The organism is Mesorhizobium sp. LNHC229A00, from assembly GCF_000502415.1.
Lineage (GTDB): Bacteria > Pseudomonadota > Alphaproteobacteria > Rhizobiales > Rhizobiaceae > Mesorhizobium.
In genome coordinates, this window is the sequence record NZ_AYWQ01000015.1 from 1 (window position 1) to 26,231 (window position 26,231).

Here is a 26,231-nt window from a genome sequence, read left to right on the forward strand (position 1 = left end):
GTCAGCCTATATCGCCGGTTCTTGAACGCGCCCATCGTCTAGCGGTCAGGACACCGCCCTCTCACGGCGGGAACAGGGGTTCGATTCCCCTTGGGCGTACCAAGCAACGGTCCTGTCGTTGACCTCCAGACAATCCTGCAGTTTCGGACCCTTTCCGCATGGGCTCCGCATACCTCGAAAGAGCACGCAAAGCCTGCGATAGCGGGGGCTTCCCATACCCCGAATCCAACCCAATTTAAGTCAAGCCGCGACGCTTGAAAGTAGTGCGTTCTTGAGACTTGGGGCGCGGGGATAGCTTTCGCGGCAACCCGGGTCTTGGGTCGGGTAGAGTTTGGAATGGCCTCTGTTAGGACGACATGCACGCACTGTCATGGCGGTGGAAAGGTTTTCGATTGCTCGAGATGGCGTGCTTCAAAAGGGTATTGCTGCCCGCACTGGACACATCAAAGCGGTTGCCCGGGAAAGACCATGATATGCGCGCAGTGTGCCGGGCTTGGAACGATACCAGAAACCGAGTTCAGGGCCGTCGCATAGGCCGTTCTATCGCGACAATCGTGGGCTTCGCGGCCATCCATTCCTGGCATTGTGGGCAGGGGCGGCGGGCAGGTTAAGGTTTGGTTCACCAATAGCCTGTCTACTGGGGACAATTCGCTTTGGGCCTGCGACCACGGATGTACTGGCGCAGCTGTCGAGGCGGAAAGGAAAGGTCGGCTCTGTGCCGGCCTTTTTGTTTTCGGGCTACATCGCTCGCATCGGCCAGGCGCCAGGGCGGCTCCGGAGTCGGCTCTCTTCGAACAACTTTTTGGCAGGGATATTGTCATTGCCCGTGTCGGCTCTACCATCGATCCCAGCAGTCCGGCGCGGGTTGCCGGACTGTTCGTGACGATGAGGGCTTGCGGTGAAACATGTTGCAAAACTGGCGATTGCGGGTGTGATATCGGTGGGTATCGCATGCGCATGGGCCGCAACGCTCAACACCATGGACGATGTCGGGACCGCGATCCAGTCCTGCTGGACACCGCCTGCCGGTGCCGGAGATTCGACTGTAACCCTGAGTTTCAGTTTCAAGCGCGACGGTACTCTGATAGGGCCGCCGCGACCAACCGCCGCCAAGGTGGCTGGCGACGACAAGGCGCGTAAGGCGTTCATCGATGCGGCAATAGCGGCGGTGAAGAATTGCACGCCGCTGAGTCTATCGCCGCAGCTATCGCAAGGAATTGCCGGCAACGTGTTTACGCAGCAATTCGTTTCGCCCAAGCACTAGCGGTATGCCCAAAAAACGCCTGCCATGGAATGGGCATCGGCACGGGTGGTTCGTCGGACCGGAGAACCTGGTCGGGCGTCTTTCCCGCGCCGCGGATCAATGGCTCAGGCGCCGTGCTTCGGCATGCCGTGCCAAATCCGGAGTCTCGAAGACGTAGTCGCTCCAGGCGGATTCCGGGATTTGCCCGGCCAGATAGCACTCCAGCAACAGGCTTTCCTCGGGACTGAGCGGCCGTGGGGCACGCCCGTGATCCAGCCCGAGAGAGTGAAAAAGATTTCTTGTTAGCTCCGATACGGTGAAATGCATCGACATCCCGCGTTCTCCTTTGCGCTTCAACGCAGCAGCACGGGCAAAGGTTTCAGCACCAGACACCGTAATGCCTGATTGATCGCAGGCTCGACGGTGCGTGTGGTCGGCCCCGCCTTTTTCCCGGCTGAATGACCCACGAGTGTTTTCGCGGGAACGTTCGTCTTCGGAACGGGGTCCGCCTCCCGGCGTTGTGGTCGATATCAGGCAGGGAGAACGCCATGGCCACGTTCAGGGAAATGCGGGTACTGGAGATCGTCGAAGACGCCTCACTGACTACCGACCAGAAGATCGCCGAATTGCGCAAGATCGAATCCGAGGCGCGCGGGCTGCAACGGGCGGCGTCGGAGAGCCCGATGGGCGACGATGACGGCTGGCAGGACGATCTGCGCCAGGTTCGGCTTGCGCTCGACAAGCTCGGCGCCAAGGAACCGAGGAAGGGCGCGGCATCGCTATAGACCGTTCTAAAGCACGTCGCGTCGAAGCGGATTCAGGCCTTTGTTTTATGCATTAATCGCAAACCATGCGAACTCTTTGACCGGGAGCGCTTACGTTCCTGCATGCCAATTGTTTTTCGGGGCCCGATGACGGAGGAGAGGGCGGTGACACCCTGGCCTGAGACCGTCTGTGGGGCGCAGGCTTAACCACCCTGCGCTCGTAAAACCGCCCGGGAGGCTGGGGTGGACCCGGGAAGGCGCCGTTGTCGACCGGCGGCTGGTAATCGACATTGGGCGGCGGCCGGTCCCAGATCCGCCTGGCGTCGAGCGGCCGCGGGATAACCACCGTGCCGTCATAGCTGCGAGAGCAGCCGCCGCCGAAAAGCAGCGCCACGCCCAGCAAGAAAGGCCCTATCCGTCCGTACATTAGCAACACCCCTGCGCATGCTTATAGCGCGGCCTTGCTCCGCGCCACAACCGGACGGAATAACGCAGCAGGAACAGGCCGGTTGCGCCGTTAAGGTTAGCGGATCGTTAATGCTTCTGCGGCACATTCCGCCGACGAACCGCGGAGGGAGGGTTCGGCCTTGATTTTCGGGGTGGGGACAGCATGGCGGAAACGGACGAAGCAATCGGCGCGCGGGGCAAGCGCAAGCCCGGCAAGGCAGCCGCGCATGGCGGCGATGGGTCATCCGGCGTCGACATGGATTGCGTCGACGCGCTGCGCCAACTCGTCGAAGCGGGCTCGGACTGGATTTGGGAAACCGACGCGGAACTGCGCTTTTCCTGGCTTTCCCAAGATTATCAGGCGGCAACCGGTATCGATCCGGCAATCGTGCTAGGCCGGTTCCGCTTCGACTTTCTCAACCAGGTCCTGCAGGGCAACCGCGGTGCGGCGGCGCATCTGGAGGATTTGCAGGCGCACCGGCCGTTCCGCGACTTCGTCTACGAACTGAAGGGAGGCCGCCCCGACTGCCGCTGGGTGCTGACGTCAGGCGTCCCGCGTTTCGACAGCGAAGGAAAATTCGTCGGCTATCGCGGCCTTGGCCGCAACGTCACCGCGCTGGTGGCCAGCGCCTTCGAGTCCATGCAGCCGGCGGCTGGCGGCGACACCGTCCAGCATCTCGCCGATCTCGAGCGGACGATGGATGCCATGCATATGGGCGTCGTGCTTCTAGACGCCAGGCTCGATACGCTCATCGTCAATAAGGCCTATCGCGATCTCTCCAGGATTCCGGATGGGGCCGTGACGGTAGGCGCGCCGTTCAGCCTGCTGATGGAACTCAATCGCCGCAACGGCATCTATGGCGACATCGACGAAGAGCAATGGCAGCGCTACCTCGCCACGCGTATCGAAGAGATCAAGAACGGTACCGTCGCGCCTCGGGAGTTTGTCCACACCGACGGGCGCACCATGATGTTCTCCGTCACGGCTCTGTCGGGAGGCAAACGCCTGCTGACCTACTATGAGGTCACCGAGGTCAAGCGGCGCGACGCCGAGATCGAGAACGCCAACGCAAAGATAGCCGAGACTTTCGCCAATCTCCGCACCATGGTCGATCAGATGCCGATCGGTGTTCTCGTCCTCGATGCCGACATGCGCGCCGAGGTCATCAACCGCGCCTTTTACGATTTCTGGCAGATCGACGCCCGGCGCGCCGAGACCGGCTGCAGCTTCCGCGATCTGATGGAAGCCAGCCGCGACATCGACCCGTATGGTTCGGACGACGCGACATGGCAGCGGCATGTCGCCGAACGCGAGGCTGAAATCAGGGCCGGCACAGCTGGAGCGAGGCAGTTCCCGCGCAATGACGGCAGGACGCTGATCTCGTCGATGGCGCCGCTGGCCGGCGGGAAGCGGTTCATTTCCTATGTCGATGTCACCGACATGAAGGATCGCGAGGCCGAACTTGCCGAAGCGCTCGAAAAGGCGCGGCTGGCGGAATCAGTAATCAACGGGGTCAAGGATCCGATCTTCGTCAAGGACGACAATCTGCGCTTCGTGTTCGTCAACAAGGCCTTCGCGGCGCTGTTCAAGCAGGCGCCGCAAGCCATGCTTGGCAGGCCGGGAAGCGATTTCCTCGGGCCGGACGAGGTCGCGCTGTTCGAAAGCAGCGAACGCGAGGTGCTGGCCGGGGGACAGCAATACGAAGTGGAAGAAAGCTTCGAGGCCGGCGGCGGCACCCGTTCGCGTATCGTCAGGAAGAACCGCGTCCGCATGGCAAGCGGCCGCGACTATGTCGCCGGCTTTCTCTTCGACATCTCCGACATGAAGCGGCGCGAGACCGAAGCCGAAGACGCGCGCAAGCATCTCGCCAGCGTGCTGGAATCGCTGCCGGCGGGGGTCATCATCTACGACCGCGACGACAAGTTCGTCTTCGCCAACCACAGACTGCAGGATACGTTGCCGGCGCTGAAGCCCTTCTGGCAGCCCGGCCGCACCTTCCGCGAAGCGCTGGAGTTCGGCCATTCGGTGGGTTATTTCCGTTCGAGTGGCGATCCTGAGATCGACAGCCTGTACGAAGCCGATTCCGAACGCTGGCTTGACGGCATCCTGGCGCGTTACCGTCTGCCGAATTCCTCCTATGAGCGCCTCAACGCGGATGGCCGCTGGTACCAGGTCTACGATATGCGCACAGGCGACGGCACGTTCATCGGCGTGCGCGTCGACATCACCGACCTCAAGAGCCGCGAGGCGGCGCTTCATGACTCGATGCGCCAGATCGATCTCTTCCGTCATGTCATGGACGAGTTGCCGGTGGCCGCCTTCATCAAGGCGCAGGACCTGAGCATCGAATTCGTCAACAAGGCCTGGTGCGCGCTGACCGGTCTCGCCAAGGACGATGTCATCGGCCGAACCGACCGTCAGCTGTTCAGCGGCGAGGAAGCGGAAGGCTTCAGCCAGGACGACACCGATGTCGTGACGAACGGGAATGTGCGCGAGGTCGAGGAGCCCGTCACTCATCGTGACGGAACGGTGCGGCAGTTGATGACGCGCAAGAGCCGCCTGGTGGCCACGGACGGATCGGTGCATCTGGTCGGATCCAGCACCGACATCACCGACGTCAAGGCGCGCGAGCAAGCTCTGGAAGAGAGCATGCGCGAGAACGAGGTGTTCCGCAGCCTGATCGACAACGTGCCGGTGTCGATCTACGCCAAGCGCTCCGATCTCAGGCAATTCTATGTCAACAAGGGCTGGTGCGATCTCACCGGCTTCAGCAAGCAGGAGGCGATCGGCAAGACCGACGTCGAGATCTTCGGGCCGGATGGCGAGGCCTTCGTGGCCAGCGATCTCGCTGTACTGCGTACAGGCGAGACCCAGGAGATCGAGGAGACGGTGCGCCTTGCAGACGGCAGCGTCAGGCATCAGTTCGCGCGCAAGGGCGCAATGATCGCCTCCGACGGTTCGCTCTACCTGATCGGTTCGACCACCGATATCACGGAACTCAAGCAGCGCGAGGCGGAGCTCAGCGAGGCGCGCCAGCGCGCCGTGCTCGCCGACCGCGCCAAGTCGGAGTTCCTCGCCAATATGAGCCACGAGATCCGCACGCCGATGAACGGCGTACTGGGCATGGCTGAACTCCTGGCCAAATCCAATCTCGATCCGAAGCAGAAGACATTCACCGACATCATCGTCAAATCGGGCAACGCGCTCTTGACCATCATCAACGACATCCTGGATTTCTCCAAGATCGATGCCGGCCAGCTGGTGCTCGACCCGGCGCCTTTCAATCTGGCCGAGGCGATCGAGGACGTGGCGACGCTGGTTTCGACACGGGCCAAGGAAAAGGATCTCGAGCTCATCGTGCGCATCGAACCACGGCTCGAAAGCCTATTCATCGGCGATGTCGGCCGCATCCGGCAAATCGTCACCAACCTGCTCGGCAATGCGGTGAAGTTCACCGATGAAGGCCACGTGCTGGTCGACGTGACCGGCGAACGGGTTCCGACGGGAACCAGGCTGACGATCTCGGTCACCGACACCGGCATAGGCATCCCCGAGGAAAAACTGAAACTGGTGTTCGAGAAATTCAGCCAGGTCGATACGTCCTCGACAAGGCGCCACGAGGGCACCGGCCTTGGCCTTGCCATCACCTCGCGCCTGGTCGACCTGATGGGCGGCGACATTGGCGTCGAGAGCGCCGAAGGCAAGGGGTCGACCTTCTGGTTCACCGTAACGTTGCCGGGGGCCGGGCAGCAGAGCGGGCAGCGCATCACGCCGGTGGACGTGACGGGCGCACGCGTGCTGATCGTCGACGACAACGCCGTCAACCGCGCCATCCTGACCGAGCAGATGATCTCGTGGACGTTCGATTCCTGCGCGGCCGAAAGCGGCGCCGAAGGTCTCAAGGTGCTGATCGCGGCCGCCGCCTATGGCGTGCCTGTCGATTGCGTCGTGCTCGATTACCAGATGCCCGAGATGAGCGGCGCCGAAATGGCGCGCATCGTGCGCAACACCGAAGGCCTCGCCGACACGCCGATCATCATGCTGACATCGGTCGACCAATCGCTTGCCAACACCAGCTACCGCGATCTCGGCATCGATGCCCAGCTGATCAAGCCGGCGCGTTCCTCGGTGCTCCTGGAAACGCTGGTCGCGACCATCCAGCGCCATCGCCACACCACCAGCGGCCACGCCGTTCAAACGCTCGCGGAAGAGGCGCCCGAGGCTTCCTGGCCGCCGCCCCTGGCGCCATCGGAGCAGCGCGCGCAATTGCAGCCGCCACAGGTTCGCCCGAGGCTGCCTGCGACGGCCGGCGGGCACAGGCTGGATATACTGGTGGCCGAGGACAATGAGGTGAACCAGATGGTGTTCACGCAAATCCTCGGCGAGACCGGCTATGGTTTCGAGATCGTCGGCAACGGCCGCAAGGCGCTCGACGCCTTCGGCACGCTCAATCCGTGCATGATCCTGATGGATGTCTCGATGCCGGAGATGAGCGGTCTCGAAGCGACGGCCGCGATCCGCCGGCTGGAGCAGGAGACCGGCACGCATGTGCCGATCGTCGGCGTCACAGCGCATGCGCTGAAAGGCGACCGCGAGCGCTGCCTGGAGGCGGGCATGGACGACTATCTGCCCAAGCCGATCAGCCCCAGGGCCCTGCTCGAGAAGGTCGAGCGCTGGGTCGGCGCCGGCCGTCAGGTCCACCGCAACGCGGGATAGAGCCCGCGTCGCCTCGATTGCAGGATCAGGCGAGGCAATCAAGGAATCAGCGGGAGATTCGCTGCTACCGCTGCGTGCAATGGCTATGGTGCGATCGCGCCATATCAAAGGCCGTGTCCAGCCGGAACAATAGCGAAATCGAATTCCGCTCTTCTCAGTTACGGGCGGGAGCAGCGACCGCCTGCAAGAAACAGTGTCACTCTACCCCAACGGACCTGTTTTTGGCGATGGCCCGGCCATGACACGCTCTGGCTGCGAGCAACGCGCTCCCGTCCGGATTTTCTTCATTTGGGAAAAGCCTGGTCGAGTACGGGGTGATTCCAGCCGTCGGTCGGCTCAAGCCCCTGATTCCGGCGGTAAACTCGGACCGCGCCGCGAGCGCCCGAGATCAGCGTCTTTCGCGTTGCCGGCAACGCGTTACCGGGCTGACATGAAACTGTCATGCGACTGTTATAATCGAAGGCTATTGGCCTCAGCGGGCGCCGGCTAGAAGTGGCGCCGAGAGACCATCTTCCGAACAGGAGCAGGCCACATGAGACATTTCATCCGCTCGGCGGCCGTTGCGATTGCAATGGCTGCGGCGTCCACCCTCACCCTTTCCGCAGCAATGGCAGCTGACCTTTCCGGCGCCGGCTCGACCTTCATCTATCCGGTGTTCGCCAAATGGGCCGACACCTACAAGAAGGATACCGGCATCGGCCTCAACTATCAGTCGATCGGCTCGGGCGGCGGCATCAAGCAGGTCATCGCCAAGACCGTGACCTTCGGCGCCACCGACAAGCCGATGTCCGACGCTGATCTGCAAAAGAACGGCCTCGTGCAGTTCCCGATGGTGATGGGCGGTATCGTGCCGATCGTCAACCTCACGGGCATCAAGCCGGGCGAACTCGTCCTCGACGGGAAGACGATTGCCCAAATCTATCTCGGCGCCATCACCACCTGGGATGACGCCGCGATCAAGGCGCTGAACCCCTCCCTCACCCTGCCGTCGACCGCTATCGCCGTCGTGCATCGTTCGGACGGCTCGGGCACGACGTTCAACTTCACCAACTACCTGGTGAAACTGTCACCCGACTGGAAGGACAAGGTTGGTTCGGACACGGCCGTCGAATGGCCGACCGGCGTCGGCGCCAAGGGCAGCGAAGGCGTTGCCAACACCGTCAAGCAGACCGACGGCGGCATCGGCTACGTCGAATATGCCTATGCCAAGCAGAACAATCTCTCCTACTCCAAGATGCTGAACGCCGCCGGCAAGGTCGTCGAGCCGTCGCTCGAATCCTTCGGCGCGGCTGCTTCGAACGCCGACTTCAAGGGCGCCAAGAACTTCAACGTCATCATCACCAACGAGCCCGGCGACGCCAGCTGGCCGATCGCTGCCTCGACCTGGGTGCTGATCCACAAGGCCCCGGACGATGCCGCGGCCACCGGCGAAGCGCTCAAGTTCTTCGCCTGGGCCTACAAGGACGGCAAGGAAACCGCCAAGGCGCTCGACTACGTGTCGATCCCCGACAGCGTCGTCGACCTGATCAAGGCTTCGTGGAAGGCCGACATCCAGGCCGACGGCAAGCCCGTCTACGCCGGCGAGTAACATCTCTCTGGAGGAGCGCCGCCCCGCGGCGCTCCTTTTCAATCAACACAAAGAGCCGAGCTTGACATGAGCGCTGCCCAGGAAGCCTTGCCAGCCGTTCGAGGTTCACGTGACGCCACCGTCAGACGGTTCGCGTTGACCGATTCGATCTTCCATGGGCTGACCCGCGCCGCCGCCATTCTCGTGTTGGTGCTGCTCGGCGGCGTCGCCATCTCATTGTTCGCCGGTTCCTGGCAGGCCCTGTCGACCTTCGGCTTCTCCTTTCTGACCACCGAGAGCTGGAACCCCGTCACCGAGAAATTCGGCGCCCTGGCGCCCATTTATGGCACCATCGTAACCTCGGCCATCGCCATCCTGATCGCCGTGCCGCTCGGCATCGGCATCGCCATTTTTCTCACCGAGCTTTGCCCGCGTCCGCTCCGGCGCCCGATCGGCATGGCGGTGGAACTGCTCGCCGGCATCCCTTCGATCATCTACGGCATCTGGGGCCTGTTCGTGTTGGCGCCGTTCCTGCAGACGACAGTGCAACCATTCATCATCAGCGTGTTCCATGGCATTCCCGGCCTTAGCAGTCTGTTTGCCGGCCCGCCCTACGGCATCGGCCTGCTGACCTCGTCGCTGCTCCTCGCCATCATGGTGCTGCCCTTCATCACCTCGATCACCAAGGACGTGTTCGACACGGTGCCGCCGGTGCTGAAGGAGTCCGCCTACGGCATTGGCTGCACGACCTGGGAAGTGACGCGCCGCGTCGTCATCCCCTACACCCGCATCGGCATCATGGGCGGCGTCATGCTCGGCCTCGGCCGCGCGCTTGGCGAAACCATGGCGGTAACCTTCGTCATCGGAAACGCGCATCGCATCTCTACCTCGCTGTTCGCGCCGGCAACGACAATCTCCGCGACCATCGCCAATGAATTCACCGAAGCCGTCGGCGATCTCTACACGTCGTCGCTGGTGGCGCTCGGCCTGATCCTGTTCGTCATCACCTTCCTCATCCTTGCCATCGCACGCTACATGCTGATGCGCATCGACGCCCGCACCGGAGCCTGACCGATGTCGACAGCCTCGTCGCTTCACAGCCGCCGCAAGACCAGAAACTCGGTGATGATGACGCTGTGCGTCGTCGCCGCGGGCATCGGGCTTGCCTGGCTGGCACTGATCCTCGGCGCACTGGTCTACAAAGGCGCCGCCGGGCTGTCCCTTGACGTCTTCACGCGGATGACGCCGCCCCCCGGCGATGCGGGCGGCCTGCTCAACGCCATCTATGGCAGCGTGGTGATGACCGTCATCGCCGTCATCGTCGGCACGCCGATCGGTGTCCTCGCCGGCACCTACATGGCCGAATATGGCCGTTTCTCCAAGCTCACCACCGTGGTGCGGTTCATCAACGACATCCTGCTGTCAGCGCCGTCGATCATCATCGGCCTTTTCGTCTACGAATTGATGGTGCGGCCGATGGGGCATTTCTCGGCCATCGCCGGCGCCGTCGCGCTGGCTATCCTGGTCATCCCCGTGGTCGTGCGCACCACCGAGGACATGCTCAACCTGGTGCCGAACGCCTTGCGCGAAGCCGGCACCGCGATCGGCGCGCCGCGCTGGGTGGTCATCAAGTCGGTCGCTTACCGCGCGGCACTGTCCGGCATCGTCACCGGCATATTGCTGTCGATCGCCCGCATCTCCGGCGAGACCGCGCCACTTCTTTTCACGGCACTGAACAACCAGTTCTGGTCGAGCAACCTCAACGCGCCGATGGCCAGCCTGCCGGTCACCATTTTCCAGTTCGCTCTCAGCCCCTACGAAGAATGGCAGCAACTGGCCTGGACCGGCGCACTCATAATCACATTGACGGTTCTCGCGCTCAGCATCTTTGCGCGCAGCCTGACCGGACGCAGAGAGGACAAATGAGCCAGATGTTGTCTCCAGACATGACGATTGCCGCCGAGGCAGCCGCCAAGGCGAAGATCGAGGTCAAGAACCTCAATTTCTACTACGGCCAGTCGAAGGCGCTGAAGGACATCACCTTGTCGCTGCCCGAGCGCAGCGTGACTGCCTTCATCGGACCGTCGGGTTGCGGAAAGTCGACGCTGCTGCGCGTCTTCAACCGCATCTACGAGCTCTACCCCAAGCAGACCGCCGAGGGTCAGGTGCTGCTCGACGGCCAGAACGTTCTCGACCGCTCGCAGGACCTCAACCTGTTGCGCACCAAGATCGGCATGGTGTTCCAGAAGCCGACGCCGTTCCCGATGTCGATCTATGAGAACATCGCCTTCGGCGTCCGGCTCTATGAGAAGATCGGCAAGGCCGAGATGGACGGCCGTGTCGAGCAGGCGTTGAAACGCGCCGCGCTCTGGAACGAGGTCAAGGACAAGCTCAATGCCAGCGGCCTCAGCCTGTCCGGCGGCCAGCAGCAGCGGCTTTGCATCGCCCGCACGGTGGCGGTGAAGCCGGAGGTCATCCTGCTCGATGAGCCGGCGTCGGCGCTCGACCCATTGTCGACCGCGAAGATCGAGGAATTGATCGACGAGTTGCAGGCCGACTACACAATCGTCATCGTCACCCACAACATGCAGCAGGCCGCGCGCGTCTCGAAGCAGACGGCTTTCATGTATCTGGGCGAGCTGGTCGAATTCGACAAGACCGAGAAGATCTTCACGTCGCCTCGCGAGAAGCGCACGCAGGACTATATCACCGGCCGCTTCGGCTGATCTCACGCATACGAGGACCAGGATCATGGCCGAACACACAGTCGCAGCCTTCGACGAGGATCTCGGACAGATCAGCAGGCTGATCAGCGACATGGGCGATCTCGCCGGCATTATGGTCGGCGGCGCCACCAAGGCGCTGCTGAATTCCGACAACGCGCTGGCACAGCGCGTCGTCTCCGACGACGCCATCATGGACGCGCGCCAGCGCGAACTCGATGATCGCGCCATCACCCTGATCGCCAAGCGCCAGCCGATGGCCGACGATCTGCGTCATGTGGTCGGCTCGATCCGCATGGCGGGCGATCTCGAACGCATCGGCGACCTTGCCAAGAACATCGCCAAGCGCGTCGGCTCCGTCGGCCTCACCGCCACGCCGCGCGACCTGTCGCATTCCATAGACTCCATGGCGCAGCTGGTGCTGATCCAGGTGCAGGGCGTGGTCGAGGAATATGCGGCCGGCGATGCCGCCGCCCTCGCCAAGCTCAGGAATGACGACGAACGCATCGATGTCAAATACACTTCGGTCTTCCGCGAACTCCTGACCTACATGATGGAGGATCCCCGCAACATCACGGCTTGCACGCATCTTTTGTTCTGCGCCAAGAATCTCGAACGCATCGGCGATCATGTGACCAACATTGCCGAGAATGCGTATTATGTGCTGACCGGCACGCAACTGCCCGCCAACCGTCCGAAGCAGGACGAGACGGCGATGTCGGTGCCGGCGGCTTGACGGCAGGGATGATCAATCGATGATCGCGCCACGCATCATGGTGGTGGAGGACGAGGAGCCGCTGGGCGTGCTCCTCCGCTACAATCTGGAGTCCGAGGGTTACCAGGTCGAGGTGGTGACACGCGGCGACGAAGCCGAGATCCGCCTCCAGGAAAACGTGCCCGACCTCCTGGTGCTCGACTGGATGGTGCCGGCGGTTTCCGGCATCGAACTCTGTCGGCGCCTGCGTATGCGGCCCGAGACGGAGCGGTTGCCGATCATCATGCTGACGGCGCGCGGCGAGGAGAGCGACCGCGTGCGCGGCCTCTCGACCGGCGCCGACGACTATCTGGTCAAGCCGTTCTCGACGCCGGAATTCATGGCCCGGGTCAAGGCACTGCTGCGCCGCGCCAAGCCGGAAGTGTTGTCCAGCGTGCTCAAGGTCGGCGACATCGTGCTCGACCGCGAATCGCACCGGGTCTATCGCAAGAAGAGCGAGATCCGGCTCGGACCGACCGAGTTCCGCCTGCTCGAATTCATGATGCGCCATCCCGGCCGCGTATTCTCGCGCAGCCAGTTGCTCGACAATGTCTGGGGCGAGACGATCTACATCGACGAGCGCACCGTGGATGTGCATGTCGGCCGCCTGCGCAAGGCGGTAAACAATGGCCGCATGCCCGATGTGATACGCACCATCCGTGGCGCAGGCTACGCGATCCGCGAGGATTGAGATCAGGCCACGTTCTTGCCGGATCTCACCTGCACGCCCGGCGCGAAGATCTCCTGGTCGACGAAGGTGAGCGCGCGCATGGCGCAGCCCTCGCGGATCAGCGGCAATTCGTTCGGCTCTGTATCGAAGGAAATCGACGTCGAATGCTGGCCGCCGGCGGTCTGGGCGATGGCCTCGCGCAAGGCCGGCTCGATCAGATCGAAGGCGGCGGCGCTGACGCCGACCATCGCAACGGGCGCCGGATCGATCAGCGCGAACAGGCTGCCAAGCCCATAGCCCAGCGCCTCCCCGGCCTTGCGATAGGCCTCGCGTTCCGGTCCGTCTCTTTCGCGCGCCGTGGCCGCCAATGCACGCATGTCGGCGTCGCTGACGTCGACCGGTTTGGCGTCCTCACCCATCTGTCCTGCATTGCGCCAGATGGCATAGTTGCCGGCATAGGCCTCGACGCAGCCGCGCCGCCCGCAGCGGCAGAGCGCGCCGCCCGGGCGATGGATCATGTGGCCGAACTCGCCGCCCGAGGAATGGGTGCCTGTGAACAGCTCGCCCTTCAGCACTAGGCCCATGCCGATGCCGTGCGAGAGCAGGATGGCGATGAAGTCGTCGCGGTAGCGCTCGGGGTCGCGCCAGCGCAGCGCCACCGCCATCATGTTGCAGTCGTTCTCCATGGTGGCGGGGATGCCGAATTCGGCTTCGAGTATATCGGCGAAGGCAATGTCCGTCTGGGGCGTGATCGGCGACCACAGCATGGCGCGCGCCTCGGTGTCGGTGATGCCCTGGATCGCCAGCGCGATGCGGGCGATGCTGGCGACGTCGAGGTCGGGATCCTCGAGGCGGCGCCGGACGATGGCCACGCATTCGCCGATCAGCGCCTCGCGCGACATGGTCAGCGTGTCCAGCCGGCGCTGCTCCTCCGATATCACCTGGCCGGCGTAGTCGATGACGGCGACGGAGAGGAAATTCAGCGACAGCACCACGGTCATGACCGCCGCGGCCTCGGGGTTGAGGCCAAGGCCAACCTGCGGCCGGCCGCGTTTCAGTGAGCCGGCCTCGTTCGGCTTGCCTTCGCTCAGGATACCTTCGCCGATCAGGTCGGCTGATATCGCCGATATAGTCGAGTGGCTGAGGGCGGTGGTGGCGGCGATCTCGGTGCGCGAGGGCTGGCCACCCCGGCGCACGGCTCCAATCACCATTGCTCGATTGCGCCGGCGCAGATCGTCGTGGCGGATTCCGACCGACATGATTTCCCTCCCCGTCGCCGCGGTTCTTGACGCCTCCTCGAACACCCTCGGCAACAGGTCGAATACTGGCAGAAGCGGCTGGGGCTGTCATTTATTTATTGCGAGGCTCGAAAAAAGGCTTCCGGCACCTCAAAATCCGTCATAATCGATGTTGACAGGGTTCCGGCGATGGACCAGTGTTTTTTCGAGGCTCGAAAAAATAGGGCCTTCGTGCCGGCCTTGGGGCCAGTTTGGTCGCGCCACACGCGGGCGCAGGGAGGATATCATGAAGAGATTCACAGTCGCCATTCTGGCGGGTGTCGCCATGTCGCTGACGCTCGCGTCGGTCGCTCAGGGGAAGGACAAAGTGATCGGCGTGTCGTGGTCGAACTTCCAGGAAGAGCGCTGGAAGACCGACGAGGCGGCCATGAAGAAGGCCATCGAGGCCGCGGGCGACAAGTACATTTCCGCCGATGCGCAGTCCAATCCCGGCAAGCAGCTGACCGATGTCGAGAGCCTGATTTCGCAGGGCGCCAGTTCGCTGATCATCCTGGCGCAGGACGCGTCGGCCATCGGCCCGGCGGTACAGAAAGCGCTCGACGAGGGCATTCCGGTCGTCGGCTATGACCGGCTGATCGAGAACAAGGACGTCTTCTACCTGACCTTCGACAACAAGGAAGTCGGCCGCATGCAGGCCCGCGAAGTGTTCAAGGCGAAGCCTGAGGGCAATTACGTCTTCATCAAGGGCTCGGGCGCCGATCCGAATGCCGACTTCCTGTTCTCGGGCTCGATGGAAGTGCTGAAGGCAGCCATGGACAGCGGCAAGATCAAGAATGTCGGCGAAGCCTATACGGACGGCTGGCTACCCGCCAACGCCCAGAAGAACATGGAACAGTTCCTCACCGCCAACGACAACAAGGTCGACGCCGTGGTCGCCGCCAATGATGGCACCGCCGGCGGCGTGGTCGCGGCGCTGACGGCGCAGGGGCTCGCCGGCACCGTGCCGGTCTCTGGCCAGGACGGCGACCACGCCGCGCTCAACCGCATCGCGCTCGGCACCCAGACCGTGTCGGTGTGGAAGGACGCGCGCGAACTCGGCAAGAACGCCGCCGAGATCGCCTCGCAACTCGCCGACGGCAAGAAGATGACCGACATCGCCGGCGTGAAGGACTTCACGACGCCTGGCGGCAACACCGTCAAGTCGCTGTTCCTGACCCCGGTGGCCATCACCAAGGACAATCTCAACCTCGTTATCGACGCCGGCTGGATCAAGAAGGACGAAGTCTGCACGGGTGTCGCCGCCGGCAGCGTCGCGGCCTGCAACTAAGCTTGATCGCCTGAAAAGTCGGAAGCGCCGCGGCTCATGAGTCGCGGCGTTTTCTCAACGAGATTTGTGTTTCGCTAACTTCTGGGCTCTGGTCCGGCTCCGCGTCAGACGGCAAGCCGCTGGGAGGACATCATGACCGACACGACCTCAACCTCGCGGGCCGATACGGCGCGTGCGTCGGAACTCGGCGCGGTCGCCCGGTTCCTCAAGGCGACCGAGATCGATACCCGTATGCTTGGCATGATCGGCGCGCTGCTGTTGATCTGGGTCGCGCTGCATGTGATTTCGAGCCTGCGTCTTGGCGTCGATCCGCTCGATTTCGACAGCCGCACGTTCCTCACGCCACGCAATCTGTGGAACCTGTCGGTGCAGACGTCCGCGGTCGCCATCATGGCCTGCGGCATGGTCCTGGTCATCGTCATGCGCAACATCGATCTGTCCGTCGGTTCCGCCGAGGGCCTGATCGGCATGGTCATGGGCTTTGCCCAGGTGCATTTCCTGGTTCGCTTCGTGGGACTTGAACTTGGCGACCCATGGATCTGGGTCCTGGCACTGGTCATCGGTCTGGCGCTCGGGCTTTTGATCGGCGCGTTCCAGGGCTTCGTCATCGCCTATCTGGAAGTGCCGGCCTTCATCGTCACACTGGGTGGCCTGCTGGTCTGGCGCGGGGCAGCCTGGTGGGTCACGTCAGGCCAGACGGTGGCACCGCTCGACGCCACTTTCCAGTTGATGGGCGGCGGACCGACCGGATCGATCGGTGCCACCTGGAGCTGGGTCGTGGGCATCGTCGCCTGCCTGGCCGTCGTGTTCGCGCTGTTCAACGGGCGGGTTCAGCGCAAGCGCTTCCGCTTCCCCCTGCGGCCGATCTGGGCCGAGACGCTGCANCTGATGGCGGTCGCCGTCGGTCTGGTCATGACCTTCATCACCAACCGCACCCGTTTCGGCCGCTATGTCTTTGCCATTGGCGGCAATCCGGAAGCGGCCAATCTCGCCGGCATCAACACGCGCTGGATCACCATGAAGGTGTTCATGATCATGGGCGTGCTGGCCACGATCGCCGCCGCCATTTCGTCGGCCCGGCAGAACTCGTCGACCAATGTGCTGGGAACATTGGATGAGCTGCTCGTCATTGCCGCGGCCGTCATCGGTGGCACCTCGCTTGCCGGCGGATCGGGAACCATCATCGGTGCCATGCTCGGTGCATTGCTGATGCAGTCGCTGCAGTCGGGCATGGTGCTGCTCGGCGTCGACTCGCCGTTGCAGAGCATCGTCGTCGGCGCCGTGCTGGTCATCGCCGTCTGGCTCGACACCGTCTATCGCAAGCGGGTTTAGGGGTACGACCATGGCTGACAAAACCGCTCCCGTAACGGCCCTCACAACTGCGCCTACTGGCACGCCGCTGGTCGACATGCGCAACATCTCGATCGCCTTCGGCGGCATCCGTGCCGTCGACGACGCCTCGATCGATCTTTTCCCCGGGGAGGTCGTGGCGCTGCTCGGCCATAACGGCGCCGGCAAGTCGACGCTGATCAAGATCCTGTCCGGCGCTTACAAGCGCGATGCGGGGCAGATCTTCGTCAATGGCGAGGAGGCAGCGATCTCCAACCCGCGCGACGCGAAGAAATACGGCATCGAGACAATCTACCAGACGCTGGCGCTGGCCGACAACGTCGATGCCGCCGCCAACCTGTTCCTCGGCCGCGAGCTGATGACCGCCTGGGGCACGCTCGACGACGTCGCCATGGAGGCCGAGGCGCGCAAGGTGATGGGGCGGCTCAATCCCCGCTTCCAGCGTTTCAAGGAGCCGGTGATCAAGCTGTCGGGCGGTCAGCGGCAGTCGGTGGCGATCGCACGCGCGATCCTGTTCAACGCCCGTATCCTGATCATGGACGAGCCGACGGCGGCACTCGGCCCCCAGGAAACGGCACAGGTCGGCGAATTGGTCAGGCAGCTCAAATCCGACGGTATCGGCATCTTCCTGATCAGCCACGACATCCACGACGTGTTCGAGCTGGCCGACCGTGTCTGCGTGATGAAGAACGGCCAGGTGGTCGGCACCGCCCGCACGACTGACGTCACGCAGGACGAGGTGCTTGGGATGATCATCCTGGGCAAATGCCCTCCAGGTGCTATTCCGGGGCCGGGTGCGCTGAGGATCGCCGCCTGAGGCCGGCCAGGCCGTCTCGGGCAACGCCGTTGCCGCTCACGTGATATGCCAGTGATGACGATGGTTTGGCCTGACCATTGTGTTGGCCCGGCGACTTCCCCATAAAAGGTCTGTTTTGCTCATGGACCGCATCATCCGTTGAAGAAGCTTTTTCCAATCGTCGCCTTCATTGCCGTTGCACTGATCAGCATGACCATGGCGGGGTTCGCTTATTTCGCGACCCAGGAAGCCGCCCGCATCAAGTTCGAAGGGGCGGCCGATGACGCCCTCAACCGGATCGAGAGCCGTATCGACCTGCACCGGTCGCTGCTGCGCTCGACCCAGGCCCTGTTCGACGCGCGCAATGGGGATATTTCCCAAAACGAGTTCAAGGCATTCTTCAAGGCGCTGGATGTCGACAACAATTTCGCCGGCCTGCGAGGCATCGGCTTCCTGCGGCTGGTCAGGACGGGCGACGAGGCTGCGGTGGAACGCGACATCCTCCACGATTTCGGCGCCAGTCATCCGGTCTATCCGGAAACGACGCAGGCCTGGCGCGCGCCGATCGCGCTTTTCGAGCCGCTCGATCCGTCCAACCAGACCATCATCGGGTACGACATGTTCAGCGAGCCGGTGCGGCGTGCGGCGATCGAAAAAGCCATGGCCGACGACCAGCAGCATGCGAGCGGGCTGGTGCAACTCGGCCAGGGCACGGGCGTGGCGCAGACGTTCACGGGCTTCCTGGTTTATGTGCGGCTCAACGTCGAGACGGCACCGGAGGTCATCAACGCATCGCGGTCCTCGACCGCCGGCTTTCTCTATGCGGCCTTTCGGGCCCGGGACCTGTTCCAGATCGCGCTTAGCCGTACGCCGCTGCTGCCAGTCAACACCGAGATCTATGATGGAGCGGTGAACGGCGACAATCTGTTGTTCCGCTCGGAGACGCCACCGGCTTCGTCCTTGGGAGACCGGCTGCTGGTCACCCGCAAGATGACCGTGGCGGGACGCCCTTGGACCGTGTTGTTCAGGCCAACCAGCGCCTTCTCGCAGCCCTCTTCGCGCGCCATCCCCGTAATGCTGGGGCTGTTCGGCCTGCTCCTGGCAGGCGCCATCGCGCTGGTGGCGCGCTATCAGGAGCGAGCCTATGACGCAGTGTCGGCCTTGCACGAGACGATGGAAAAAAGCCTGCTCGAAAAGGACCTGATGCTGCAGGAGATGAAGCATCGCATCAAGAACTCCATCACCAGGGTGCTGGCGATCGCGCGGCAGACGGCTTCGCGGGCAACCGACGTCAATGAGTTTTCCGCTTCCTTCTCGGCCAGACTGCAGGCGATGGCCGCCTCGCAGGACATGTTGACGCGCTCGCGCTGGCAGAAAGCCGACCTTGCCGATCTGCTGCGCATCGAGCTTGGCCAGGTGTTCGGCAAGGAACTGCCGGACGGGCTCCTGTCAGGCCCGGAGGTGCTGCTCGATGAAACCACGACGCAGGCGCTTGGCCTGACCTTTCATGAACTCGCCACCAATGCGCTGAAATATGGCGAAGCCGGCAATTTCGTTGGCGCTCTCAAGGTGAACTGGTCGCTGGAAGGGCGCGGGCGCGAGCGGACGTTGGCGCTGAACTGGCGGGAGGCGGGGAAGAAGAGGGTAGAGGCGCCGTCGCGGACGGGATTCGGCACCAAGCTGATCGATCTCAATGTCACGCGCGAGTTGCGCGGCACGATTAGACGCGATTTTCGGTCCGATGGCCTCAAGGTGGAAATCAAAATTCCACTGACCGGCTGAAACCCACCCGTCAGCGGGCCTAGCGGCAGACTCCCAGCCACGAAAATCCGGAGGCCGTTGAGCCTCCGGATTTTGTCTTGTTATCGCTGAATTAGTTACAGCGTGCCGTGTAGATCCGGCCGCGATGGTCGCGATACTGGCAGTAGCCGTTGCGCAGGTTGCGAACCAGCAGGCCGGAGCCGGCACCGACGGCCGCGCCGATCAGGGCACCCTTGCCGCCGCCGACCAACCCACCCACACCCGCGCCGATCAAGCCGCCGCCGACGACGTCCTGCTCGGTCGAGGTACAGCCGCTGACGGCGACCACCGCAACCATGGCAATAAGTATTTTCCGCATAGAGTCACTCCTCACTTGTGTCCACACTTTGGTAAGCTCCAACAGCCATTTAGCACGAAATGACGGCCTTTGCTGCTGCATTTATTGTTGGCTAAGGTAGTCCTTTTCTGGGCGGATCGTGTTCGATGCCATGACGAAGTTGGATATGGCCAACGAAGCGTCAAGACTACCATCTGGCCGCACCTTCCAGACAATCTGATCGTAGTCATCCTCCAAGGCGGGATCGACCGCGAGGCATTTGGCGACGACATGCTGCGCCTGCCCCTGCACGTCGCCCAGTGCGAAAGGGCGCTCAGCGGTGCATTCGTCAGCAGTCGCAAAAACACTGACAGGGACCTGCAATTCCCGACATTCGGCCATCGTGTTCGAGCAACCGATCACCAGTAACAACGCGGCTATGTGTTCCATGACGAATGTTCCTCTGGCCGCATTAACGGCCGGCATCGTCAAAAAGTTCCTGTCATTCCAACAGCGTTACGCGAATAGTTAGCAGAAAGCCGCGGCTCCTCACGGTTGGAGGTGCCGCGCTTTTTGACCCGCCCGGCGACTTCGACTGGCGCGAACAGTGAGGAGGGCTGATTTTATCAGGTCAAGTGCCAGAAAAGGGCCAGCACCATGATCGCGGCCGCGGCAAGAACGATCCCTTTCATCAATCCCCTACCTGCAGGGAGTGCCTCCACGGAGGGTTCGGAATCAAGAAATTCACCCATCGAAATGCGGGCGGCTTGTTCCAATCTGTTGATATCGGCAACCGTCAAGACATTCCTCCCGTACCGTGCTTCAAGCCTGCCAACAATCTCCGAAGGCAGGGCAAGGTTCCGACGGCATCTGGCAAAAACAGAGTCCCATTTATGGTGAACAGCCGGTTAAGGATCGTTGTTTGCCACGCTCTCACTGCGTCTCGAAATTGCTGTGCGGCACGACAAGGCGATATTCGAGGTGACCCTCGCCGATATCCAGGTTCGCGGTTCCGTTCAGGGATGCCGGCACCACCCGCTCCAACGCGACGCTGCCGAATCGCCGTTGACCGCCGCCACCGCGATTGGCTTCTATGGTTTCGGCCCATGTCAGCGACAGGGCAACCTCCCCCGTGGCAGCAGCGTCGAGTTGGGCGGTGACCTCGACGAAGCCACCCGGCCGGGACAGGGCGCCGTAACTCACCGAGTTGACGGCGAGCTCATGCATCGCCAGCCCGATATGCAGCGCGGCGTTGGGATTGAGGTAAGGATTGGCGCCGCGAAAACGGAGACTTTGCGACGGGTTCGCGCCATAGCGGCCGACCTGGCCCGCCACCAGTTCACGAAGGGCTGCCCCTCGCCAATTGGAGGATGTCACCAGATCCTGGGAGGAGGCCAGCGATTGCAGCCGGCCGCGGAAGCGCGTCAGGAAGTCGCCGATGCCGTCGGAATAGCGACCGGTCTGGGTCGCGATGCTCTGGATGATCGCCAGGAGGTTCTTCGAGCGATGACTGACTTCCCGCAGCAGCGTCGTCAGCGTCTGTTCGCGCCGCTTTTGCTCGGTCGTCTCGACCATGGTGGTGACGACGCCCTGGACATCGCCATCGTCGCCTCGGTCCGCGTCGACCCAAATCTGAAACCAGCGAACCCCATTCTCGACCGGGACACTGATTTCAAGGCGCTGGGGATTGCCGGTCGCGATCACATCGCGCTTGGCGGCGCCGATGCGGTCGGTCTGCGCCGTCGGCAAAATGCCGTTGCCATCGACATCGTCGGAGGCCCAAGGGGCGCGCATGTTGCGGGCCCATACGGTCTTCATCTCGCGATCCTGATAGAGGACGGAAATGCCGGCATTGTGGAGCGCGTGGAGAAGAGCCCGGCCAAGCTGCATGCCGCTCTCGGCGGGATGCATGGCGATCGCTTCATCGCCCCGTGCGCCTTCCTCTCTATTTGAAGTCCTCGAGCGCATCGGTCAACCTGTCCACCCAACTCAGACTGAACCGCTCATCTGCCACATCGGTTCCAAATGAATCTGGATAACTACCCCTTCTAAAGCGGTCCGCCGGACGGTGTCCATTAAAGGACACCGCCCGGCGGTGGCTGGAAACCGTTTGAGGGGTGCGGCTTCCAGTGTTCCTCTATTCAGCCGCCAGGCTCACGCCCGTCTGAAAAGGCCGGCCAACAGCGAAATGACCAGGAATGCGAGGAAGATGAAGAACAGAATCTGCGCGATACCGGCGGATGTGCCGGCGATGCCGCCGAAACCAAGCGCGCCGGCAATAATCGCCACGACGAGAAATACGAGCGCCCAGTAAAGCATGGTTCATCTCCTTCCTATGATACGATAAAAACGTGGGTAAATGCGGTTTGTTCCACCATTCGCCGAAAAAGGCGATGCTTGCAAACCGTTCCGCTAGCGTGGGCTGGAAATTCGCCGGCGGCCGATCCGGCTTGTCAAGAAGGCCACCGAATGCATCGCACCCAGTGGCCTTTTATGTCTTTGTCCGGCTCGCGAGGCCGCGACTTACGCAGCGGCCTTGGCCTGCCGGTCGAAGAACAGCGCCTGGCTGATCAGCGCCTTCACCATGTCGGGATTGAACGGCTTGGTCACGAGGAAGGCAGGTTCGGGACGCTCTCCGGTCAGCAGACGCTCGGGAAAAGCGGTGATGAAGATTACCGGCACCGATGTCGACGACAGGATTTCGTTCACCGCCTCGATGCCCGAGCTGCCGTCGGCGAGCTGGATATCGGCGAGCACCATCTTCGGACGGGTCTTGCCGAACATCGTCACCGCTTCGGCATGGGTACGCGCCGTGCCCACGACCCGATGGCCGAGGCTCTCGACCATCTCCTCTATATCCATGGCAATGAGCGGCTCATCCTCGATGATCAGCACGTCGGTCGCCACCTGACGGGAAATCTCGTTGCTTGCCTGGGCAAGCAGCTCGGAGAATTGCTGGTCGCCGACATCGAGGATCTCGGCCGCCTCGTCCTCGCTGAAACCTTCGACGGCAACCAGCAGGAAGGCCTGGCGGGGAAGCGGCGCGATCGCATTGAGATTGGCGGCCGCGCGCTGTTCCCAGCCCGCCTGCGTCTGCTCTTGCGGAACGCGGATGGCAACCGATGTGAAGAGCTTGGCGAAAACCTTGTATAGAGCGATCCGGTCACTCGACGCCTCCGGGAAGATGTCGACATCGGCAATGATAGCCTCCAGCATCGCGGCGACCAGCGCGTCGCCGCTCTCTTGCGATCCGGATACGGCACGCGAAAAGCGCCGCAGGAATGGCAGATGCGGAGCGATGGTGGCGGACAAGCTCATAATAGACGTCTCCCTCAGATGACGCATTGGACGGATTCGGGCTATGCCGATTGCAAGCCCCGTGGAAGACAACGCCGCTTTTCTGAAAAAGTTCCGCCGGTATGGAACGAATCAGCGGCAATGGCGTTTCAACGTCGGGATGGGCAACCAGACGAGGGTGCCGCTTGCCTTGTGTTGTGTTGTGAGCGGCTTGAGTTCTGGGAATACTAAGGGCGAAATGAAGGATATGACCAAAGATATTCTGGCTGGCGTCACGGGCAGGCGCCGGAACGGTGCTGGCGACCCGTTGGGGCCGAACTCCGAAATCGGACGCAAACTCAAACAATATTACGACGAGCTGGTCTCTGACAATGTGCCGGATCGCTTCGCCCAGTTGCTCAGCCAACTGGAACAGGCCGAACCCGCACAGAAGAAGGACTAGGACATGGCAGCGGTGTCCCAAGGCTTCAAGACCGATCTGCTTGGGGCAATCCCGAGCTTGCGGGCCTTTGCCGTGTCGCTGACGCAGAATGCCGACAAGGCCGACGACCTCGTTCAGGAAACGTTGGTCAAGGCCTGGGACAAGCATGAAAGCTTCCAGCCCGGCACCAACCTCAAGGCATGGCTTTTCACGATCCTGCGCAATGAGTTCTATTCGCAAATGCGCAAGCGCGGCCGCGAGGTGCAGGACAGCGACGGCATCATGACGGCCCGGCTTGCAGTGCACCCGGCCCAGCACGGCCAACTCGACCTCAAGGATTTTCGCGGTGCGCTCGAGCAATTGCCGGAGGACCAGCGCGAAGCCATCATCCTCATCGGCGCATCGGGCTTCTCCTACGAGGAGGCCGCCGAAATCTGCGGTTGCGCGGTCGGAACGATCAAAAGCCGCGTCAGCAGGGCTCGCACGCGCCTGCAGGAAATCCTGAAAATCTCAGGTGAGGACGAGTATGGCCCCGACGCGATCTCGGCTCAGGTCACGGGGACGGCCGCGCATTGAAATGAGGGCCGAATAACGGCGCTTCGGACGTGTCGCGTCAGTCTCGGCCAGGGGAGCCGCGACCATAGGCCAGCGCCAAGGCTTCGACGAGGTCTTCGCCCGAATAGGGCTTGGTGACCAGCCTCACCCCCGGGAAGGACGCCTTGATCTCATCCGCATCGGAGTAACCGGACGCAAACACGAACGGGACGCCGGTCTCACGAAGGCCCGCGGCAAATTCAAGCGTCGAGGCGCCACCCAGCATCAGGTCGACAATGGCCGCGTCGAAATCCTTCGCGACCTTCCGGCCGTCGACCTCGGCCAAATCGCGGGCAACCACCACCTCGCCTGCACCGTGGTCACGGCAGAGTTGCTCGACATCCATGGCGATGAGGAATTCATCCTCCAGGACAAGAATGCGCAATCCATCAAGTAATTGGGGCACAGGCAATTGCTCCTTGAAACGCCGGGAGTCATGATCGTAATTTGGTGTGTTGTCATTTAAAAAAGACATCCGCCGACAGGCCGATCTCGGCAACGCGCAAAAACAGACCTGCTCACGGCAGGCATTCGCAAGAGGGTCGAAATGCCAAGCCAGACCGGGCGCTCTTCCTCAAGCCGTCAATACCCGTGCGAGCGATGCCCGTTAAGGTCCCTGCCGGTGTTCCGGGAGTTCGAGAAGCCGGAGCTGGCCTTCATCAGCAAGCTCAAGAAGGGAGAACTCGCGGTCGACAAGGGTGCCACGGTCCTCGTGGAAGGAAGCCACAGCGCGCATCTCTACACGGTGCTGTCCGGCTGGGCGTTCCGCTACAAGCTGCTGCAGGACGGCCGGCGGCAGATCCTCAATTACCTCATGCCCGGCGATCTCATCGGTCTGCAAGGTAGCGTCATGGGGGAAATGCAGCATTCCGTCGAGGCGCTGTCGCCAATGCTGCTTTGCGTGTTCGAACGCGACAATCTGCTCGAGATCTACCGCAACCATCCGGGCCTCGCCTACGACATCACCTGGATCGCTTCGCGGGAGGAGCGAATGCTGGACGAGAACCTGCTCAGTGTCGGCCGCCGCAGCGCGATCGAACGCGCCGCCTATCTTGTCGCCTTCATCGCCAGCCGTGCCAAGGTCGTGGGCCTGAACGGCACGCAGTCCATCCAGATACCGATCACGCAGCAGCACATCGCCGACACGCTTGGCCTGTCGTTGGTTCACACCAACAAGACGATCCGCAAGCTGATGGACCGCCAGCTGATCGTCTGGCGCGACGGCGGTTGCGGGGTCGTCGATATTGAAGGCCTCAAACAGCTCGCCGGCTGGGAGGGGCTGGCCGAGGGCCGTCGGCCGCTGATCTGACCTGCACCTTGCCGGGGGCGGATCGGGTGCGCGTGACCGGGTTTTCGGGTAGTTTGTCCCGACATCGGAACCTTGAGACGCAAGGCGCGTTTGAAATCGAGCAATCACAAGGAGTTAAGCAATGGCCACCGTCGCAGGGAAGACAGCCAACGAAGCGCGGACGAATCCGGATCTGGAAGCCGACATCAGGCAGTTGAAGGCCGATATCGACAAGCTCACCAAACAATTGGCCAAGACCGGCGAACACGGCTATGGCACAGCGCGGCGCGCGGCGGCCGAAGGCGTCGACCAGTTGCGCGCCCAGGGGGAGGCCGCCTTCGACAGCTTGCGCGGTAACGCCAGGGATATCGAGGCGCAGATGGTGGCAAGCGTGCGCGAAAAGCCGGTGACGTCGCTGGCTATCGCCGCGGGCGTCGGCTTCCTGTTCGCGCTGCTCACGCGTCGCTAGTTCCGCCGAGATGGGACTGCTGGCATCGTTGCTCTCGGGTTTCGCCTCGGGCGAAACCGTGGCCGCCTTACGTCGAGCACGGACTGCGGCCATCGTCTATACGCTTGCCGCGCTGGCGGCGTTCTGTGGCATCGGCTTCCTGATTGGCGCGGCCTATATCTGGACATCGGCCCGCTACGGATCGCTGGCTGCGGCGCTTGGTTTCGGTGTCGGCTTTCTGGTCATCGCGGGCCTCGTTCTTTTGATCCATCGGCTGATGTCGGGCACGCGGATCCGCCGCGAGGCTAGGCGGCGCAAGACCGACATGAAAGCGATCGGCATTACGGCCGCGCTCGCTGTGCTGCCGTCGTTGCTCAAAGGTGGGCTCAAGGGAAAAGGTGGGCTCGGGATTATTGTGGGTCCGGCCGTGGCGCTCGCGGCCTATGCCATCTACCGCGAGAATGTGAAGTCCGACACCAACCACCACCCGGATGCCGGCGAGGGGTAGTC

Annotated in this window: 27 protein-coding genes and 1 tRNA gene; 19 read left to right on the forward strand and 9 right to left on the reverse strand. The window is 62.6% G+C overall.

Annotated features, from left to right (window positions below; genetic code table 11):
• Positions 1-27 precede the first annotated feature (27 nt).
• Together X742_RS146285 and X742_RS146280 are read left to right on the forward strand one after the other, a co-directional pair.
• Positions 28-102, forward strand: a tRNA-Glu gene (locus X742_RS146285).
• Between the two features lie 796 nt (positions 103-898).
• Positions 899-1,264: a hypothetical protein gene (locus tag X742_RS146280; RefSeq protein WP_023774096.1), complete on the forward strand. Its 366-nt coding sequence runs from the start codon at positions 899-901 to the stop codon at positions 1,262-1,264.
• A gap of 96 nt (positions 1,265-1,360) precedes the next feature.
• Here X742_RS146280 and X742_RS1000000172905 read toward each other — a convergent pair whose 3' ends face one another.
• Positions 1,361-1,576, reverse strand: coding sequence for a hypothetical protein (locus tag X742_RS1000000172905; protein ID WP_084056335.1), 216 nt, complete (start codon positions 1,574-1,576; stop codon positions 1,361-1,363).
• Positions 1,577-1,791: 215 nt separating this feature from the next.
• On the opposite strand from X742_RS1000000172905, the gene X742_RS146270 reads away from it, so the two are divergent.
• The 8 genes from X742_RS146270 (at position 1,792) to phoB (ending at position 12,906) form a co-directional block, all read left to right on the forward strand.
• Positions 1,792-2,028 carry a hypothetical protein gene (locus X742_RS146270; protein WP_023774098.1) on the forward strand — a complete coding sequence of 79 codons (237 nt, stop codon included), beginning with the start codon at positions 1,792-1,794 and terminating at the stop codon, positions 2,026-2,028.
• A gap of 589 nt (positions 2,029-2,617) precedes the next feature.
• The gene (locus X742_RS146265) at positions 2,618-7,171 is read left to right on the forward strand and encodes a PAS domain-containing protein (protein ID WP_023774099.1); all 4,554 of its coding nucleotides are present in this window, start codon (positions 2,618-2,620) and stop codon (positions 7,169-7,171) included.
• A gap of 532 nt (positions 7,172-7,703) precedes the next feature.
• Positions 7,704-8,759 carry a phosphate ABC transporter substrate-binding protein PstS gene (gene pstS / locus X742_RS146260; RefSeq protein WP_023774100.1) on the forward strand — a complete coding sequence of 352 codons (1,056 nt, stop codon included), beginning with the start codon at positions 7,704-7,706 and terminating at the stop codon, positions 8,757-8,759.
• Between the two features lie 66 nt (positions 8,760-8,825).
• Positions 8,826-9,809: a phosphate ABC transporter permease subunit PstC gene (pstC, locus tag X742_RS146255; RefSeq protein WP_023774101.1), complete on the forward strand. Its 984-nt coding sequence runs from the start codon at positions 8,826-8,828 to the stop codon at positions 9,807-9,809.
• Positions 9,810-9,812: 3 nt separating this feature from the next.
• The gene (pstA, locus tag X742_RS146250) at positions 9,813-10,664 is read left to right on the forward strand and encodes a phosphate ABC transporter permease PstA (protein WP_023774102.1); all 852 of its coding nucleotides are present in this window, start codon (positions 9,813-9,815) and stop codon (positions 10,662-10,664) included.
• Positions 10,661-11,464 (forward strand): phosphate ABC transporter ATP-binding protein PstB, encoded by an 804-nt coding sequence (gene pstB / locus X742_RS146245; protein ID WP_015315386.1) that lies wholly within the window; start codon positions 10,661-10,663, stop codon positions 11,462-11,464. Before pstA ends, pstB begins: the two co-directional genes overlap by 4 nt.
• Positions 11,465-11,489: 25 nt before the next feature.
• Positions 11,490-12,197, forward strand: coding sequence for a phosphate signaling complex protein PhoU (gene phoU, locus X742_RS146240; protein WP_023774103.1), 708 nt, complete (start codon positions 11,490-11,492; stop codon positions 12,195-12,197).
• A 19-nt stretch (positions 12,198-12,216) separates the two neighbouring features.
• Positions 12,217-12,906, forward strand: a complete 690-nt coding sequence (phoB, locus tag X742_RS146235) for a phosphate regulon transcriptional regulator PhoB (RefSeq protein WP_010911896.1) — start codon at positions 12,217-12,219, stop codon at positions 12,904-12,906.
• Positions 12,907-12,908: 2 nt separating this feature from the next.
• Here the strand turns inward: phoB and X742_RS146230 are convergent, their stop codons facing one another.
• Positions 12,909-14,144, reverse strand: coding sequence for an ROK family protein (locus tag X742_RS146230; protein WP_023774104.1), 1,236 nt, complete (start codon positions 14,142-14,144; stop codon positions 12,909-12,911).
• A 265-nt stretch (positions 14,145-14,409) separates the two neighbouring features.
• Here X742_RS146230 and xylF point away from each other — a divergent pair, with 265 nt between their 5' ends.
• The 4 genes from xylF to X742_RS146210 all read left to right on the forward strand — a co-directional run bounded on the left by xylF (position 14,410) and on the right by X742_RS146210 (position 19,378).
• Complete coding sequence (gene xylF / locus X742_RS146225; protein WP_023774105.1) at positions 14,410-15,450, forward strand: D-xylose ABC transporter substrate-binding protein; 1,041 nt, start codon at positions 14,410-14,412, stop codon at positions 15,448-15,450.
• Positions 15,451-15,582: 132 nt separating this feature from the next.
• Entirely contained in the window at positions 15,583-16,782 is a 1,200-nt protein-coding gene (locus X742_RS146220) for a sugar ABC transporter permease (RefSeq protein WP_023774106.1), read from the forward strand.
• Between the two features lie 10 nt (positions 16,783-16,792).
• Positions 16,793-17,617 carry an ATP-binding cassette domain-containing protein gene (locus X742_RS146215; protein ID WP_023774107.1) on the forward strand — a complete coding sequence of 275 codons (825 nt, stop codon included), beginning with the start codon at positions 16,793-16,795 and terminating at the stop codon, positions 17,615-17,617.
• A 138-nt stretch (positions 17,618-17,755) separates the two neighbouring features.
• A complete protein-coding gene (locus X742_RS146210; protein ID WP_023774108.1) occupies positions 17,756-19,378 on the forward strand; it encodes a CHASE domain-containing protein in 1,623 nt (540 codons plus the stop codon).
• 91 nt (positions 19,379-19,469) lie between these two features.
• Here X742_RS146210 and X742_RS146205 read toward each other — a convergent pair whose 3' ends face one another.
• From X742_RS146205 to X742_RS146185, 6 genes are all read right to left on the reverse strand, one after another.
• Entirely contained in the window at positions 19,470-19,715 is a 246-nt protein-coding gene (locus tag X742_RS146205; protein WP_015315393.1) for a YMGG-like glycine zipper-containing protein, read from the reverse strand.
• 81 nt (positions 19,716-19,796) lie between these two features.
• Complete coding sequence (locus X742_RS146200; RefSeq protein ID WP_023774109.1) at positions 19,797-20,123, reverse strand: hypothetical protein; 327 nt, start codon at positions 20,121-20,123, stop codon at positions 19,797-19,799.
• Positions 20,124-20,299: 176 nt separating this feature from the next.
• On the reverse strand, positions 20,300-20,473 hold the full coding sequence (locus X742_RS1000000174915; RefSeq protein WP_023774110.1) for a hypothetical protein: 174 nt from the start codon (positions 20,471-20,473) through the stop codon (positions 20,300-20,302).
• A gap of 133 nt (positions 20,474-20,606) precedes the next feature.
• On the reverse strand, positions 20,607-21,641 hold the full coding sequence (locus X742_RS146195) for a sensor histidine kinase (protein WP_023774111.1): 1,035 nt from the start codon (positions 21,639-21,641) through the stop codon (positions 20,607-20,609).
• Positions 21,642-21,827: 186 nt separating this feature from the next.
• On the reverse strand, positions 21,828-21,992 hold the full coding sequence (locus X742_RS1000000172920; protein WP_010911886.1) for a DUF1328 domain-containing protein: 165 nt from the start codon (positions 21,990-21,992) through the stop codon (positions 21,828-21,830).
• A 204-nt stretch (positions 21,993-22,196) separates the two neighbouring features.
• Positions 22,197-22,991 (reverse strand): response regulator, encoded by a 795-nt coding sequence (locus X742_RS146185; RefSeq protein WP_015315397.1) that lies wholly within the window; start codon positions 22,989-22,991, stop codon positions 22,197-22,199.
• A 217-nt stretch (positions 22,992-23,208) separates the two neighbouring features.
• Here X742_RS146185 and X742_RS146180 point away from each other — a divergent pair, with 217 nt between their 5' ends.
• Together X742_RS146180 and X742_RS146175 are read left to right on the forward strand one after the other, a co-directional pair.
• Positions 23,209-23,412, forward strand: a complete 204-nt coding sequence (locus X742_RS146180) for a NepR family anti-sigma factor (RefSeq protein ID WP_023774112.1) — start codon at positions 23,209-23,211, stop codon at positions 23,410-23,412.
• A 3-nt stretch (positions 23,413-23,415) separates the two neighbouring features.
• Positions 23,416-23,967 (forward strand): RNA polymerase sigma factor, encoded by a 552-nt coding sequence (locus X742_RS146175; protein ID WP_010911883.1) that lies wholly within the window; start codon positions 23,416-23,418, stop codon positions 23,965-23,967.
• 37 nt (positions 23,968-24,004) lie between these two features.
• Here X742_RS146175 and X742_RS06300 read toward each other — a convergent pair whose 3' ends face one another.
• Positions 24,005-24,391 carry a response regulator gene (locus X742_RS06300; RefSeq protein WP_023774113.1) on the reverse strand — a complete coding sequence of 129 codons (387 nt, stop codon included), beginning with the start codon at positions 24,389-24,391 and terminating at the stop codon, positions 24,005-24,007.
• Positions 24,392-24,532: 141 nt separating this feature from the next.
• Between X742_RS06300 and X742_RS146170 the strand changes: the two genes are divergently transcribed.
• The 3 genes from X742_RS146170 to X742_RS146160 all read left to right on the forward strand — a co-directional run bounded on the left by X742_RS146170 (position 24,533) and on the right by X742_RS146160 (position 26,229).
• Positions 24,533-25,294 carry a Crp/Fnr family transcriptional regulator gene (locus X742_RS146170; protein ID WP_023774114.1) on the forward strand — a complete coding sequence of 254 codons (762 nt, stop codon included), beginning with the start codon at positions 24,533-24,535 and terminating at the stop codon, positions 25,292-25,294.
• 121 nt (positions 25,295-25,415) lie between these two features.
• Positions 25,416-25,742, forward strand: coding sequence for a DUF883 family protein (locus tag X742_RS146165; RefSeq protein ID WP_023774115.1), 327 nt, complete (start codon positions 25,416-25,418; stop codon positions 25,740-25,742).
• Between the two features lie 10 nt (positions 25,743-25,752).
• Positions 25,753-26,229, forward strand: coding sequence for a hypothetical protein (locus X742_RS146160; protein ID WP_023774116.1), 477 nt, complete (start codon positions 25,753-25,755; stop codon positions 26,227-26,229).
• Positions 26,230-26,231: the final 2 nt, after the last annotated feature.